Annotated in this window: 16 protein-coding genes; 11 read left to right on the forward strand and 5 right to left on the reverse strand. The window is 40.1% G+C overall.

Annotated features, from left to right (window positions below):
* Positions 1-135 precede the first annotated feature (135 nt).
* Entirely contained in the window at positions 136-402 is a 267-nt protein-coding gene (locus MKZ09_RS16800) for a CD3324 family protein (RefSeq protein ID WP_076134954.1), read from the forward strand.
* Positions 403-472: 70 nt separating this feature from the next.
* Here MKZ09_RS16800 and MKZ09_RS16805 read toward each other — a convergent pair whose 3' ends face one another.
* Entirely contained in the window at positions 473-613 is a 141-nt protein-coding gene (locus MKZ09_RS16805; RefSeq protein ID WP_162636736.1) for a hypothetical protein, read from the reverse strand.
* Between the two features lie 340 nt (positions 614-953).
* On the opposite strand from MKZ09_RS16805, the gene MKZ09_RS16810 reads away from it, so the two are divergent.
* Together MKZ09_RS16810 and MKZ09_RS16815 are read left to right on the forward strand one after the other, a co-directional pair.
* On the forward strand, positions 954-1,505 hold the full coding sequence (locus tag MKZ09_RS16810; RefSeq protein ID WP_076204081.1) for a GNAT family N-acetyltransferase: 552 nt from the start codon (positions 954-956) through the stop codon (positions 1,503-1,505).
* Between the two features lie 17 nt (positions 1,506-1,522).
* Positions 1,523-2,368, forward strand: coding sequence for a GNAT family N-acetyltransferase (locus tag MKZ09_RS16815; RefSeq protein ID WP_076204078.1), 846 nt, complete (start codon positions 1,523-1,525; stop codon positions 2,366-2,368).
* A 71-nt stretch (positions 2,369-2,439) separates the two neighbouring features.
* Here MKZ09_RS16815 and sleB read toward each other — a convergent pair whose 3' ends face one another.
* Positions 2,440-3,033, reverse strand: coding sequence for a spore cortex-lytic enzyme (gene sleB / locus MKZ09_RS16820; RefSeq protein ID WP_256715111.1), 594 nt, complete (start codon positions 3,031-3,033; stop codon positions 2,440-2,442).
* Positions 3,034-3,257: 224 nt separating this feature from the next.
* On the opposite strand from sleB, the gene MKZ09_RS16825 reads away from it, so the two are divergent.
* Positions 3,258-3,809, forward strand: a complete 552-nt coding sequence (locus MKZ09_RS16825; protein WP_076134947.1) for a YdhK family protein — start codon at positions 3,258-3,260, stop codon at positions 3,807-3,809.
* Positions 3,810-3,900: 91 nt separating this feature from the next.
* On the opposite strand, the gene MKZ09_RS16830 is transcribed toward MKZ09_RS16825, so the two are convergent.
* Together MKZ09_RS16830 and MKZ09_RS16835 are read right to left on the reverse strand one after the other, a co-directional pair.
* Positions 3,901-5,535, reverse strand: a complete 1,635-nt coding sequence (locus MKZ09_RS16830; RefSeq protein WP_076204071.1) for an MDR family MFS transporter — start codon at positions 5,533-5,535, stop codon at positions 3,901-3,903.
* A 29-nt stretch (positions 5,536-5,564) separates the two neighbouring features.
* Positions 5,565-5,993 (reverse strand): MarR family winged helix-turn-helix transcriptional regulator, encoded by a 429-nt coding sequence (locus MKZ09_RS16835; RefSeq protein WP_111503997.1) that lies wholly within the window; start codon positions 5,991-5,993, stop codon positions 5,565-5,567.
* Positions 5,994-6,261: 268 nt separating this feature from the next.
* Between MKZ09_RS16835 and MKZ09_RS16840 the strand changes: the two genes are divergently transcribed.
* From MKZ09_RS16840 to MKZ09_RS16870, 7 genes are all read left to right on the forward strand, one after another.
* On the forward strand, positions 6,262-7,323 hold the full coding sequence (locus MKZ09_RS16840) for an AAA family ATPase (protein ID WP_076204067.1): 1,062 nt from the start codon (positions 6,262-6,264) through the stop codon (positions 7,321-7,323).
* Between the two features lie 2 nt (positions 7,324-7,325).
* Positions 7,326-9,125, forward strand: coding sequence for a vWA domain-containing protein (locus MKZ09_RS16845; RefSeq protein ID WP_076204063.1), 1,800 nt, complete (start codon positions 7,326-7,328; stop codon positions 9,123-9,125).
* A 36-nt stretch (positions 9,126-9,161) separates the two neighbouring features.
* On the forward strand, positions 9,162-9,623 hold the full coding sequence (locus MKZ09_RS16850) for an NUDIX hydrolase (RefSeq protein ID WP_076204148.1): 462 nt from the start codon (positions 9,162-9,164) through the stop codon (positions 9,621-9,623).
* 72 nt (positions 9,624-9,695) lie between these two features.
* The gene (locus tag MKZ09_RS16855) at positions 9,696-10,766 is read left to right on the forward strand and encodes a stalk domain-containing protein (RefSeq protein ID WP_076204059.1); all 1,071 of its coding nucleotides are present in this window, start codon (positions 9,696-9,698) and stop codon (positions 10,764-10,766) included.
* A 171-nt stretch (positions 10,767-10,937) separates the two neighbouring features.
* Positions 10,938-12,803 (forward strand): acyltransferase family protein, encoded by a 1,866-nt coding sequence (locus MKZ09_RS16860; protein WP_076204054.1) that lies wholly within the window; start codon positions 10,938-10,940, stop codon positions 12,801-12,803.
* Between the two features lie 90 nt (positions 12,804-12,893).
* The gene (locus tag MKZ09_RS16865) at positions 12,894-13,400 is read left to right on the forward strand and encodes an RNA polymerase sigma factor (RefSeq protein WP_076125785.1); all 507 of its coding nucleotides are present in this window, start codon (positions 12,894-12,896) and stop codon (positions 13,398-13,400) included.
* Position 13,401: 1 nt separating this feature from the next.
* Positions 13,402-14,289, forward strand: coding sequence for a DUF3298 and DUF4163 domain-containing protein (locus MKZ09_RS16870; protein WP_076134938.1), 888 nt, complete (start codon positions 13,402-13,404; stop codon positions 14,287-14,289).
* A 291-nt stretch (positions 14,290-14,580) separates the two neighbouring features.
* Here the strand turns inward: MKZ09_RS16870 and MKZ09_RS16875 are convergent, their stop codons facing one another.
* Complete coding sequence (locus tag MKZ09_RS16875) at positions 14,581-15,165, reverse strand: AAA family ATPase (RefSeq protein ID WP_076204050.1); 585 nt, start codon at positions 15,163-15,165, stop codon at positions 14,581-14,583.
* Positions 15,166-15,373: the final 208 nt, after the last annotated feature.

Raw genomic sequence — 15,373 nt, forward strand, 5'->3', positions numbered from 1 at the left:
TAGACTTATAAACAACGGCGGTTGTTTGTATAGAGCGAAAAATTGATTTTACCGCTAGTGCAGTGTGCATGGGTTGTTTAAAGAATAGACTTTGCTACCTTCAAACTCATAAAAAGTTTAAGGAGCAGAGCGATTATGAAATATGTAAATGCAGATACGATTTTCCCAAAAGAATTATTAGAGGAAATTCAGAAATATATCAACGGGGGTATGATTTATATCCCTAAGCCTGAAGAATCGCATGTAAAATGGGGCGAAAAGTCAGGGAGCAGAAAATACTTAAGATCTAGAAACATCGAAATCTGTCTAAGGTTTGCTGTGGGTGCAACGGTTGACCAGCTTTCAGATGAATATTGCCTATCTAGGGATAGTATTAAGAAAATTGTTTATTCAAAAAAATAGCTTATCATCCAAAAAAACCACGTTAGAGGAAACTCTGACGTGGTTTTTGGAATTTAATAATAATTTAATCTTAAATACCATACTTTTTCCGATATTTATTGATCCCATCTACGAACTGTCCTTCATACTTCACGCCTTCATCCATCTTTTTATTTGCGGCATTAATAGCTGTACTAGAAACCTTTGTTTTGTATAGTGCTTCTTTCATCATTGTCATTGCTTCTAATTGCAACTTAATCGCTTTTAAATAGATTTCATGTAACGCTATACGATTTGTTTATTCATATTCAAAGAGGCTTCAAATGCATCGATAATATATGCGTGAGGTTTGTACGATATCCGCAAAAGTTAAGACGAGTATATAGAAGTACAGTAGGTACGCTTAACTTAATTATCAAATATAAATGGTGACACTATATAAAAATTAATTCTAATCGAATATGGCATATAACTAGAGCGAGGTCGTAATTATACTGAGAAAAGAAGTAATTATTTTAAGTGATCTCGATAAATATATTTAGGAATTCGACAGAAGGTAGGGAGGGAACGACATGAATATCACAATCACCTTAACTGACAGAGCCTCGAAGTTTATTATTAACAACCTTTACCCACTATACTTACACGATCTATCAGAAATATGGGGGACGATTCCTAATCGATATGGGGTATTCGAGGAGGACGAGACACAGACACTGCAGGAACAGAATAAAGTCTTCGACATTTGGTGGGAGAAAGCTGGCATTCTGTATCCTTATTTAATAAAAGAAAATGATATTCCAGTAGGTTTTGCATTAGTTGCTACACCACCATACACACCATCTGCTTGTGAATTCTATTTGAATGAATTTTTTATTCTACGGCCCTACCGTGGTAAGGGGATCGCTGAATATGCGGCTAAAGAAGTCTTTAAGCTTCATTTGGGTAACTGGGAGCTGCAAACGAATCCCACGGATACAAATAGGAGAGCACAGTATTTTTGGAGGAAAACTTTAAAAGAATACACTGGTGATAGTTATTTAGAGGAATGCGGGAAGTCATATGATGGTGAATTAAAGATGATTTTTACATTCAATAAGCAATCAGAATTATCGAATCCATAAAAGGGGATTTCGAAGTTATGTTTAAGAATTCATTCCTAAAAGCGAAAGCTTATAAGTACAATTCACTGCAATATTTGGATGTTGAAGAGCTGGAGCAACAGGCGTCTGAGGATATTCTAATTGATGAACCGGGTGTGTTTATATTATGTAAATCGGTTGATGAGGGTCATAATATTTATTGGGCTGCAGAGTCTATAGAATTATTTAGGACTGTACTAATAGATCTGACCAGCAAGTTTATACAAGTACCTGTGGATGGAACGCATAGATTGTATATCGAATTTATACATCCAGATCTCATGCCAGTTATGGAGTCTTTGGGGTTCAAAGTAGTTAGTCAATTTATTGATTTCTGGAATGAGGATATCTCAAAGAAGGTCACCGATCAAGCAGTATCATCATTCATTAGAAACATTGAGCCTAAAGACTATTTACAGGTTAGTATCATCACCAAAGCATGTATAAATCTTTCAAGAGGTTTCTATGGTGAAGAGTGGGATTTCATACAAACATGGAATGAATCGGATCATTCTTGTATTCTTGTAGCAGAATTGAATAAAAGCATTGTTGGAGTATGTTTATTGAAAATCTACGGATTTGAAAGTGAAAAGGGACCTGTGTTGTGGCTTAGAGAATTAGCTGTAGATCCACAGTATCATAACCAAGGTATTGGTTATAAGCTAGCTGTTGAAGGTATGCGCTGGGGGAATAATAACGGCGTTAAGCGGAGTTTTCTAGCAGCTGATAATGAAAATCGAAATGCGATCAGAATCTATAATAAATTGGGGTATATCCATAAGGATGAAGTAGGGCAGATTAATATGGCTTTAGTACTTGGAATGGATTCTAACACAACCGAATAGGTTTAATAATAAAAGCCGATCTAACTGTCGTAGTTAGATTGGCTTTTATTGATCTTAACTATTTGAAGCGTTTAACTCGCAAATATATGCTTACCAATTTTTAAGTTTTGCGGACGTGACCAAATCCATGCACTAGTTGCTGTATCGGGATTGAAATAATAGATTGAATTGTTTGTCGGGTCCCAACCTCGAACAGCATCAAGAGCAGCTAAATAAGCTGTCTGATTGGGTGTAAGCCAATACTGGCCGTCAGATACGGCTGTGAAAGCTCCTTTTTGGAATACAACTTCTTTAATATTGTCAGGAAATTGACTAGATTGTATACGATTCATGACTACTGCACCCACTGCAACTTGTCCAACATAAGGCTCACCGCGAGACTCACTGTAGATAACTTTAGCCAAAATATCCATTTCATTAATATTAAGCGTGTGTTTTTTTAAAACATTCCAAGTTTTTGTCCCCGAAATTCCATCAGCGCTTATTCCATAAGCCTTTTGAAATTTAGCAACCGCTGCTTTCGTTTGTGATCCGTATACCCCATCTAAGGGCTCAGTATAGAAATCAAGGGTTTTTAATCTATATTGTAGATCCCATACATCTCCTGAAGAACTTCCTATGGTTAATACCGGAGCTGCATTAGCAGAACCGATCATAGTAGCCATGCTCACCAGACCCAAAAGAAGCAACAAAGTGAATATTTTAGTCTTCATTTATAGTAGCCTCCTTTCAGAAAACATTATAAATATAGTTTAAGCATTGAGACAACACTCATTTAATGGAAAATAAATCACTGTTTTACGAACTGTGAATCCTTAGTTCCGTTTGTGATTTTCTGAAATGGGTAAAATAATATTTATAGGCAGATAAAATTTCGGAGGTCTTTTATATGAAAAAGCAATTATTTCTACTAGTCGTCGCAGCTGCTTTCAGCTTAAGTGCTTGTAGTAATGACAATAGCTATGGCAATCAAATGTCTTCTAACGATACACAAATGGAACATAACTCACATTCAAGTTCAGGTGAAGTTCCAAAAGATCTGAGGGTAGCGGAGAATCCTACTTACATAGTAGGAAGTGAAGCTGTGATCCAAACTGACCATATGGAAGGGATGAAGGGAGCCATTGCGACAATTGTGGGAGCTTATGAGACGACAGCATATAATGTTTCCTATAGACCTACTACAGGAGGTCAACCGGTCACAAATCATAAGTGGATTATTCATGAAGAAATAAAAGAAGCAGATGATATATCCTATCAACCAGGCTCAGAGGTTATTATGGAATCTGATCATATGAAGGATATGAAGGGTGCAACGGCTCAGATTAACTCAGCAGAAAAAACAACTGTCTATATGATTAATTACAAACCTACTACGGGTGGAGATGAAGTGAAAAATCATAAGTGGGTAACAGAAGATGAGCTTTCACCTGTAAAATAATAGATCAACACAAAAACTGCAACTTACTCAGTTACACATGAGTACGTTGCAGTTTTTGTTGTTTTATAGTCAGCTTCAAAGTAATTTGCGGTTAGGCTTTATCCACTGCAAGTTTTGAAGATTTCATGTTTGACACGTCCTGTTCAGCTTCTTCTGGAACTGGCATTTGGTTAGAAGTACGAAGTGGAAGCTCCTTCAGGAAGAAGACAAGCACGAAAGCTACAACAAGCACAATGGTCCCGGTTAAGAACACGGATGACAATGTCTGTCCTAAAGCGTCACGGATACCCTCAATCATTTGTAAGAAGACAGGCTGTACATCGGCTGGCAGACTAGCTTGAGTCTGTTCAAGCAATGGTTTGTTCATTAATGCCTGTGGATTAGCGAAGGAGAGCATTTGCTCAGCAAGTTTTGGATCTATCTGTGTGAAATCCGGTGCTGATGACGATTGTAGAGCTTCCTTCAAGTTTTTCGTAAGACTATTTGACATAACGGTACCCATGACTGCGATACCGATCGTACCGCCTAAATTACGGAATAATTGTGAGGAGGCCGTTACTACACCCAGTTCTGTGTGTGAAACCGCATTTTGAGTAGCTAGTGAGAATACTGGCATCCCCAATCCCAACCCAAGACCAAACACAATCATACTTAGGACAGCCATCGGTACATTATTCATAAATACCATAATTGTCATACCAGCAATCATAATCGGGATTCCAATTAATGCGTAACGTTTATACTTCCCTTTCTTGGCCATCTTTTGTCCGGTAAGGGCACTGGCTACAACCATAACGATCGACATTGGCATAGTAACATACCCTGCATAGGTTGCGGAGATCCCCAGAACACCTTGTACGAAGAAGGAAAGATAGATCATAGCCCCCATCATACCGAAGTTCATAATAAAACCAATAATATTAGATATGGTAACTACACTATTCTTAAATAGATGAAGCGGGAGTATTGGATTTTTAGCTTTGGATTCGACAAAAATAAAGAGTAGTGCTGAAACGACCGTTCCCGCCAACAGGCCGAGAATTTGCGAAGAACCCCAATCATATTCTGTACCTGCCCAGGTGAAGGCAAGCAGTAGAGGCACGATGGTAGTTGTCATTAGCAAGGAACCTAAATAGTCAATGCTGGTTGACTCCCCGCGTTTCCCTTTAGGAAATAAGGTAAGAATCATTACGAAGGCTACTACACCAAGCGGTAGGAAGATCCAGAACAGCCAATGCCAATCCATATTATCGATCAAAAAGCCTCCAAGCGTTGGTCCAAGCACACTGGAGAAGCCGAATACGGCCATCATCAAACCCATCCATTTACCACGTTCACGCGGAGGGAATAAGTCACCTACAGCAGTAAATGCGGTGGACTGAATAATACCTGCACCTATCCCTTGAATCCCACGATAAATGATAAACTGATAAACATCGGAAGATGTTCCTGTCAGGAAAGCCCCAACCATAAATAATAGAATACCTGCTAATAGAAAGGGTTTACGTCCGAACATATCAGATAACTTACCGACAAGAACGGTTGCTATTGTTGATGTTAATAAATAAATGTTAATAGTCCAAGTATAGTAATCCATGCCATCAAGAATTGCGATTATACGCGGCATAGCAGTACTTGTAATTGTCTGATTAATCGCTGCGAACAGCATTGCAGCCATAATAGCTATCATAATACTAAGTTTTCGTTTACTGGATAAATGTTCCATTCGATTGTTTCCCCGCCACTTTTTAAATTTTATCTCTTGTCTAAATCAGAAATTATTACTGCGAAAATTCTTCTTAAATGCTCAATATCTTCATCGGGCAGTATCTTAAAGTAAGATTCCATAAGTTCTTGATGGCGTTCCTGCACCTCTTTAATCGTTGCTTCTCCTTTCTGCGTAATGGTGATGTGTACCACCCTTCGATCATCCTTGGCTCGTTCCTTATTTACGTAATCTTCAGCGATTAATTGGTCTGTTACGCCTGTAATTGCTGCTGAGGTAATACCAAGAGCTGCAGCAATCTGTGATACGTTTTGTGGACCGTTCTTAGATAAAGTCCTGAGGGTTTTGAACTGTGTAATATTTAGGGGGTAGTCTTGTTTGTTCCAATCTTGAGAGATTCCTTTTAAAAAGGATTTGAACATAGTAGAAATCTGAAGAAAATCTTCATTATTAGGCAAATCACGCCTCCTAAAGTTTTGAAATAGGGCGGAATAAGTAATTCCATTAAATTTTAGATAACAACTAAATGATTAACCACTTAATTATTAAAGCGTGAAACAATATATCATCCTTTTTTATATCTCGTCAAGCAAAGGTTTGTTTTTTTGAATGAAATAGAGTGGGTTGATAATATTGTTGTTGAGGTTCGTTCCTGAGCTAATGAATTATTTGTTATACTGTGTATAGTTATCGTTATTATCATTACTTTAAAAAAGGAGCATTTATTTGAATCTAGCAACTCCTGTAACACCTATTCAACTTATGCAAGTACTTCTTAACGTTTCTGTGATTCGCCCTGTTTTTATCTGGGGGGCGCCTGGTATTGGGAAATCTTCGCTAGTAGAAGCTTTTGCTGATCAGGTGGGTCTTCCTTGCGTGTCTCTATTAGGTTCTCAATTAGCACCTGAAGACATCATTGGAGTCCCGCAAATCGTTAACGGTAAGAGCCAATTCTGTCCTCCAAAAATGATTGCTCGGGATGAACCTTATTGTTTGTTCCTGGACGAGCTTAATGCCTGTTCTCAAGAAGTGCAAAAAGCTTTTTATAGTCTCATCCACGAACGCCGCATCGGCGATTATCACCTACCTGAGGGCTCTATAGTAATAGGAGCTGGTAACCGTGCTCAAGATAGTGCAATTGTTAAACCTATGTCCTCCGCGCTTATCAATCGGATGTTCCATATACAGTTAAATGTATCTTTTCAGAATTGGATCTCTTGGGCATATGAGCATAACATTCATCCTATGGTTATTGAATATCTGGAATTGCGTCCCGATCATTTGTGGAGTGCACCTCCAAAGACTGAAGAGCCTTTCTCCACGCCACGCTCTTGGCATATGCTTAGTGATGCACTACATGAGTTTGGCGATGATATAAATGTGGATACCGTGGGGATTTTAGCGAATGGTTCACTGACACCTTCTCACGCCACACAATTCAGGGCTTTTTATAAAAATCTAACTGGAAAATATGAACTTAATCAAATTATAGATGGTAAATCCTCATTTCCAACGGCTCCAGAAGATCGGGATCTACTGTATTTCCTGGCGCAATCCTTGCGTGCCCAGATTATCAAAGAACTCCCTCCGATTAAAGATAACGTACGAGATGGACATCGCCAATTTGCACACACTGTTAAAAAGCTGATTAAAGACCTGTCCGTCATTAGCTTTGAAATTGCACAGCTAGTAGTTGCTAAGCAGGAGCAAAGTGATAATATTCCAGATTGGTTAATGGTTGAAATTGTACGTGATTTACCACGTCTTGCAATAAAAGAGCGGGGGTAAATATGGCTAAAAAAACAACTCCAGATAATCCCGCTTTGAAAAATTTTAATGAAGCATGTTCGTTACTCGCGGATCATCCTATTTTTGCGCCGTTATCTGTTCGAGCTTCGATTATTCATAATGAAAATAGTCCCTATCCTGAAGACGGCTGGGCAATTGTCACTAATAACGGTTATATTTACACTCATCCTAAACGGCGTGGCGAGGTTGCTGAATGGATGTACGTTTTGGCACATTGTTTTCTTCATTTAGGTCTTGGACATTTAAAGATTAAAGAGAATCAAGTGGCGTGGAACGTTGCATGTGATGTGTACATAGCAAAGTTTTTAAATGACTTGAAGTTTGGGAAAGTACCCGCAGATATGGAGTCGCGAATTGATCTTACAATTAAAGATGAACAACAGCTTTACGAGCAGTTTATGATAAAAGGAATTCCGGACACCTCCAGATATTTTGGGACTGCGGGTGTTTCAAAACTGGATATGAATGTTAGAGAAACCACCAAAAGATACTGGGGAAAACCACCGGATTGGGAAGCCTATTTTGCTTATGGGTTATCTAATGCTGTGACGAATGCAGTAAGTGTTGCTGGAGGCCATGCTAATACTATTAGTGACCCTGCACTTTCATTAACAGCTCCACAACGTGCAAAACGATGGTTTATGGACAGATATCCTTTATTAGGTGCGCTTGCCGCCGGCTTTGAGATTATAGAAGATCCAGCAATATGTCGGCGATTTGATATTTCCATAGCTGCCATTGACGTTATTGATCGCAAAATATTTATGAACCCTGCAGCCGGACTTAACGACGAGGAGTGTATTTTCGTGATGGCGCATGAGCTTCTGCATGCGGGGCTTCAGCATCACGAGCGGTGTCTTGGCCGGGATCATTATCTTTGGAATGTAGCTTGTGACTACGTAATAAATCTATGGCTAGTAGAAATGAGTGTAGGGGAGTATCCGCGAATTGGACTCTTATTAGATCCTGAGCTTAAAGGTTTATCTGCTGAAACGATTTATGATCGTATGGTCGGAGATATCCGCACTTATAAGAAACTGGCAACCTTGAGAGGAAATGGACTTGGTGACATTTTAGATAACGGTTCATCAAGTTTTTGGGATGCGAGAGAAGGACAGACGTTAGATGATTTCTGTAAAAATGCTATGCAACAAGGACTGATGTATCATGAAGAGCAAAGCCGCGGTCTTTTGCCATCAGGCCTAGTTGAAGAGATTAGAGCGCTAGGCCAGCCGCCTATAAAATGGGATGTAGAGCTTGCTCGGTGGTTTGATCATTATTTTTCACCACTTGAGAAGACCAGATCTTATTCACGAATTAGCAGACGTCAATCTTCTACGCCTGATATCCCTCGACCACAGTGGGTTCATAGCGGTGCTGCAGATGATGGCCGTACTTTTGGAGTTATTTTAGATACCTCAGGCTCAATGGATAAAAAGCTTCTGGCCAAAGCATTAGGGGCCATTTCAAGTTATGCGCAGGCCCGTGATGTTCCTTTTGCGCGGATTATCTTTTGTGATGCTTGTCCTTATGATGCAGGTTACATGCCCCCCGAGGCTATCGCGGATCGGGTACAAGTGAAGGGAAGAGGGGGAACGATCTTACAACCAGCTATTGATTTGATTCAACAAGCTGAGGATTTTCCGAAAAAAGGACCGATTCTAATTATTACAGATGGTTATTGTGACAAGCTGACCATTAAAAGAGACCATGCTTATATTTTGCCCAAGGGAAATGACTTGCCTTTCTCACCCAAAGGACCTGTATTCAGAATTAATTAGGGCTTAGAATAAATTTAAAGCGAGGTAACAATGGATATGAATCCCCCAAAACATATTCTTTCAGCAGCTACAGTTGTATTCAATGATCAAGAAGAAATCTTATTAATAAAAGGTCCACGTAGAGGCTGGGAGATGCCAGGCGGACAGGTTGAAGAGGAGGAGTCCCTTATAGAAGCAGCAATCAGGGAAGCCAAAGAAGAATCGGGCATTGATATAGAGATAAATAAGTTCTGCGGAGTTTTTCAAAATGTTGATCGATCTATTTGTACTAACCTATTTCTAGGGAAAGCCATCGGCGGCGAACCTGCTACTAGTTCCGAGAGCTTAGAAGTTGGTTTTTTTTCGATAGAACAAGCATTGGAAATTGTCACATGGAAAAACCTCAGACTGCGGCTGGAGTATTGTCTAAATGATAAGGTGCAGCCTTTTTACGTAGAGTTACGGGGTACAGAAGTTGAAGAAATTATATTTAAATTAGAAAACCAGCAAACTTTTTAGAGGTCCTCCTGCGTCCTAGCTAATGAGTGTCATCGGAAGGCACTTATAAATAGAGATGGAGGATGACGAGATATGAACAAAAGAACAAAAAATCTAATTAAAATGAGTGCAGTTGGATGTGTAGCCATTATGGGAGTGAGTGCAGCTTCTTTACCGGTTCATGCTATGGTTTCCACACAAGTAACAGCTAATGTTTCTGCGGCTTTACCGTCCAAGACACCAGCCCTTGCTGGCATTAAAGTACAAGAAAAATTACTTAACACAACAAGTAAATACCTGATTGCAGATTTAAAAGTACCACAGCTAACAGGAATGCTGGATACTCATTATCAAGATGAACTGAACGATATTATCCTTTCTCATGCTGAAAAGGATCTGGCACAGTGGGAGAAAGACGCCGCAGAAATGGGCAAAAAAGCACAGGCTGATCAAATGGAATTTCATCCTTATACTCTTTACATTACTTATGATCTGAAATCAGATGGAACAGGTTCTCCAGCAGGCGTTATCTCCTTGACTGTTACTACTGAAGGTTCTGAAGGTGGAACAAGCATGCCGCGGATCGATACTTATAATGTGAAAAATATAGCTGAGGCAGAACCTGTTGCACTAACGGATCTACTGGGAGCTAACTACAAAGAGAAGCTCGATGCAGACATTCTGGCAGCGATTAAAAAGGATTCAGATAAATATTTCTTAGAAGAGTACACAGGAACTTCAACTGAGCAGTCGTTCTATATCGATAAAGGTAACTTAGTCATCGTATTCCCTAAATACAGCATTGCGCCAGGTTATGTAGGTTCACCAGAGTTTCGGTTCAGCTTAAATCATAGTTCAACGGATACAACTAAGCTAGATTTGAAAAAAGTAGCTACTTTCACGAATAAGAAAGGCGTGCTCATGGTATCGCTTCGTGATGTAGCCAGTCAACTAAACTATGAATTGAAATGGAATCAGTCTACCAAAACCGCTGAGTTGATGAAAGGAGCACAGTGGACAAGTGTTACGCTTAACAAAGATTCATACTTTTTCGCAAAAATGACTCCTAAAGCTTTAGGTGCTGCACCTGTTCTGCAAGATAACAAAACCTATGTACCTGTTCAATTTGTATCAGAAATTCTACAGGTTGAAGTTCAGAAATAACCTTTTAGAAGTTTGTAAAAGTAGTTGGAATTATTAAAAACATCCCGCAGGGTAATTCTTGCGCGGGTGTTTTTTTACTTTTGATAACAGATTAGCCAGTTTAAAGAACTTTTTGAGCTGCTCCTGCGTCCTGCCTATGAACAACAAATAAAGGGTAAGGACTGAAACAGAATGAATGACAACAAGCGTTATATGCCTGGTATTGATGGACTAAGAGCTTTTTCCGTACTCGCTGTCATGGCCTATCATTTGAATTTGAAATGGGCTGGGGGTGGACTGCTGGGAGTGGGAATCTTTTTTGTGATCTCGGGTTATCTCATCACAGACCAAATCATTAACCAATGGGAGCGTCATCGAAGATTGGACCTTCTGGACTTTTGGATACGTAGAGCACGGAGGTTGCTGCCTGCGACGATAGTCATGCTGATCGTTGTCACCATATGGCTCTTAATCATAGATCCTACGAGATTAAATGGGCTGACAGGAGATTTTATGTCATCACTATTTTACGTTAATAACTGGTGGTTAATATTTCATGATGTTTCGTACTTCGAAAGCTTTGGACCTCCTTCACCGATCGGACATTTATGGTCACTTTCTATTGAAGAACAGTTTTATATTCTATGGCCGCTGCTGCTCGTATTAGGACTAAAGATCATACCTCGTCGAGGTGAACTTATTGCCTGGATTCTGGCTTGTGCTGCTGTCTCAGCTTTAGCCATGGCTATGTTCTATGTACCGGGCACAGATCCAAGCAGGGTCTATTATGGAACAGATACTCGTATATTTGCACTTCTAATTGGAGCGGCGCTTGCCGTTGCATGGCCTAGTCAGAAACTTAAAAATACAGTCACAGAAAGATCTCGCTATATGTTTGATATTATTGGTGCTCTGGGACTGCTGGTATTAATGGTGCTAGTTTACCGGATTAACGAGTTTGATGAATCACTATATCGTGGTGGATTTTTGATCATCTCTATCATTACTGCAGTAGTGATTGCCGTGCTTGCTCATCCTGCCAGTTCTCTTGGCCGGAAAATGGGCTGCAAACCTTTGCGATGGATAGGTGTACGTTCATATAGCTTATACCTTTGGCATTATCCCGTAATTATTCTTACCAGCCCTAATGGGAATCCAGATGAGAGCGGCGTGCTTCGTATTATCCTTCAGTTAGCAGGAAGTTTTCTACTGGCAGCCTTATCATACAAATATGTGGAGGAGCCGCTCCGGCGGGGATCATTAAAAAACATTTGGAACCATTGGAGTGCAAAACAACGCCGCAGCTACCGCCCAGTCTTTCTTATGACCATGATCTTTTTGATTCTTATTCCGATTGCCTGCAATGGATATTTATCCAATGCTGAATCTGACACGCCTACAATCGAAGTTGCAGATAAGCAGAATGTACAGCAAGAGGGAACAGGGCAAGATCCAATAGACTACAACTTATTAGCACCACCCGTAGAAAAAGATACCACTGATGTAGAGAAGCCCAACCCTGACACTGAAGAAAAACAAGTTGAACCAGAAGGAAACATAGCGGTAACCGAGAAAAATCAAACCGGAAAGAATATTACGGCCATTGGTGATTCTGTCATTTTGGATGCAGCACCGTTTTTAGTAGAAAGTCTCCCTGGTATTGTCATCGATGGAAAGGTTGGCAGACAGATGATGCAGGCACAGGAGGTAGTTGATCAGCTTAGAGCACAAGGGCGGTTAGGGAAGCGGATGATCATAGAGCTGGGGACGAATGGAGCTTTTAACTCCAAGCAATTACGTAAACTACTAAACTCGTTAAGCGATGTGGAGCAGATTATTTTGGTCAATACACGTGTGCCGAGAAAGTGGGAGCAGACTGTGAATTCCACCCTTTCAAAAGTTTCCAGTGAATTCAGGAATACGACCATAGTAGACTGGTACTCAGCTAGTGAAGGAAAAGACGACTACTTCTACAAAGATGGTGTTCATTTGAAACGCGAGGGTGCCAAGTATTATGCATCAATTCTAATTAAAGCTTTGGAAAAAGATAATAAATAATTTATTTGAAATTTCCAAACTTTTTTATACTCACCAATCGTCTTACTCCTGTTACAACACCAGATCATAAACAGAGAAGGATAATCGACCATGTTGAATAGGAAAACCGAGAAAATATTGACGCGATGTATCAAAGAAAACAAAGAAAATGTATACCGGCTTGCTTACAGTTATGTGAAAAACAAAGAGGATGCCCTCGACATTGTGCAGGATTCTATTTATAAAGCGATGACACGAATGGATTTGCTAAAGGATCACGATGCTGTGAAAAGCTGGTTTTACAGGATTGTCGTGAATACTTCCTTAGACTTTTTGCGCAGAAACAAGAAAGTTCAGACGATGGAGCCAGAGATAATAGAAACCTATAGTCCGGCTGTTGAGGATAGCTATACAGATATGGATTTGAAAAGAACACTGGAAGAGCTGCCGGCGAAATACCGAAGTGTGATTGTGCTTAGATATTTTGAGGATATGAAGATTAATGAAGTGGCTGAAGTTCTTAACGAGAACACCAATACAATAAAGACAAGGCTGTATCAGGCCCTTCAGTTATTGCGGGTGAAGCTGAATGATGAAGCCTTAAAGGAGATAAAGTAAGATGGACGAAAGAATACAAGAATTACATAAAGAGTATACCGATATTCCCATTCCGGAAGAACTTGATTTGATTGTAAACCGTTCTATAAAGCAGTCACTTAAAGCCAACAGAAAAAAACACACGACAACTAAGTGGGTGGCTAGTGTTGGTGCGGCCGCAGTTATTTTTCTAGTAGCCATAAACACCAGTACAACCGTAGCTAGTGCATTATCTTCCATTCCAGGCGTTGATCGGATAATAAAAGTGCTGACTATTAAAGAATACGTTGTAGAAGAAGAGAACTACGATGCAAATATCAAGGTTCCAGCCGTTACGGATATGGAAAACAAAGAACTGGAGCTTGGATTGAACAGCAAATATTTAAGTGAGAATAAAGCACTATACGAAAAGTTCCAAGCGGAGATCGAAGCGTTGAAGGAACAAGGTGGGGGCCATTTGGGGCTGGATGTAGGTTATGAAGTGAAAACGGATAATGAGCGCATTTTCTCCATTGGCAGATATGTTGAGGAAACCGCTGGTTCATCTTCAATGGAAGTTACTTTTGATACGATAGACAAAGTGAACCAGATCCTTATTACATTGCCAATGCTATTTAAAGATGATCAATACATTGAACGCATCAGCGAAAATATTAAAGAACAGATGATTGCTCAAATGAAAGCAGACTCTGAGAAAGTTTACTGGATCCCTGAGTATGGCGATGATGTGCCAACGGATCAGTTTACCTCCATTACGAAGGATCAAAGCTTTTATATCAATACCGAAGGTAAGCTTGTGATTGTGTTTAATAAATACGATGTCGCACCGGGTTATATGGGCTCAGTTGAATTTGTGATACCCACCGCGGTGCTTGCTGATGATTTAGTCAGTCAGAAGTATATTCAATAAAAGAATTCTGGGAATAACGTCAACTGGGTCCGATAGTCTAACCAAAACTCTTCGTCCAAGCCTCAAACATCGTTTGATGTCATTATTTTACGGGGGACGCAGCAGCTATCGGACTCAGCTGACTCTAAACGCAGCATTATCGCACTTTTGCAATTCTATCGGACCGCATCGTCGCTATTGGCACGAAAAAAACTCCCTAAGCGCACTTTTCTAACGAATAGCTGCACTGGGGTCCGAAACCCTGCACAAAAGGTGATAAAAGTGGAAATAACGTCATCTGGGTCCGAAAGTCTAGCCGTAAATAAATTGCTCTACTGCCGCAGTAGTAGCAGTAATATCCGGATTAGAATTGTCGATCAACGCAATATTTTCAGCCGGGAGCGGCCATTCTACCGTACGGTTGCCAAGAGAAGTGCGGAATTCATTCCAATGCTGGAACTTCCATTCATCTAGTGGTGATTGTCTGTCTTGAATTCGTTCCCGGTACAATTCCTCGTTGGCTAACCCTACCAAGACAACCTTGACCTCAACATCTTGAAGGGAACGCCCGATCCGAGCTAACTCATGGCTGATCCAGTCAGGATTGGCCGCCTCTTTGGTAAAGGGACCCACTACAAAAGCATCGACGTCCAAGCTTATATTATCCAGCGCAGCATCCATAGTGATTCGATAACCTAAATCGCGGCATAACCTTTTGTACTCTGCTGAGTCTCTATCTGCCGGATCCAGTCCGTGTAAAGTCATTATCGCGTCAGCAGCAGGCCGTAGTAGGATATCCATATCGAAAAAAGGTATTTTGCGCCGTGAAGCAATCGCTTTAGCTAACGTTGTTTTGCCTGCACCAGCTGGACCAAGAAAAAATACAAGTTTATTCATTTTTAATTCTCCTTAGTTCTCAAGTCAACTCTAATGTGTATCTATGCATACTATCATATAAAAGATGACGAGCAATCGCCAGCGTAATCCCATTCTCGGTAAGTGACGGTTCTCAAAACTAAATTTGCTCGCAAATTAGTCCATAAAATGATATTTTTTTGCTTCTCCATTGAGTTTTTAGTTAATCCTGCTTATAATATAGCGAGAA

Source organism: Paenibacillus sp. FSL R5-0908, assembly GCF_038006245.1.
Lineage (GTDB): Bacteria > Bacillota > Bacilli > Paenibacillales > Paenibacillaceae > Paenibacillus_AQ > Paenibacillus_AQ odorifer.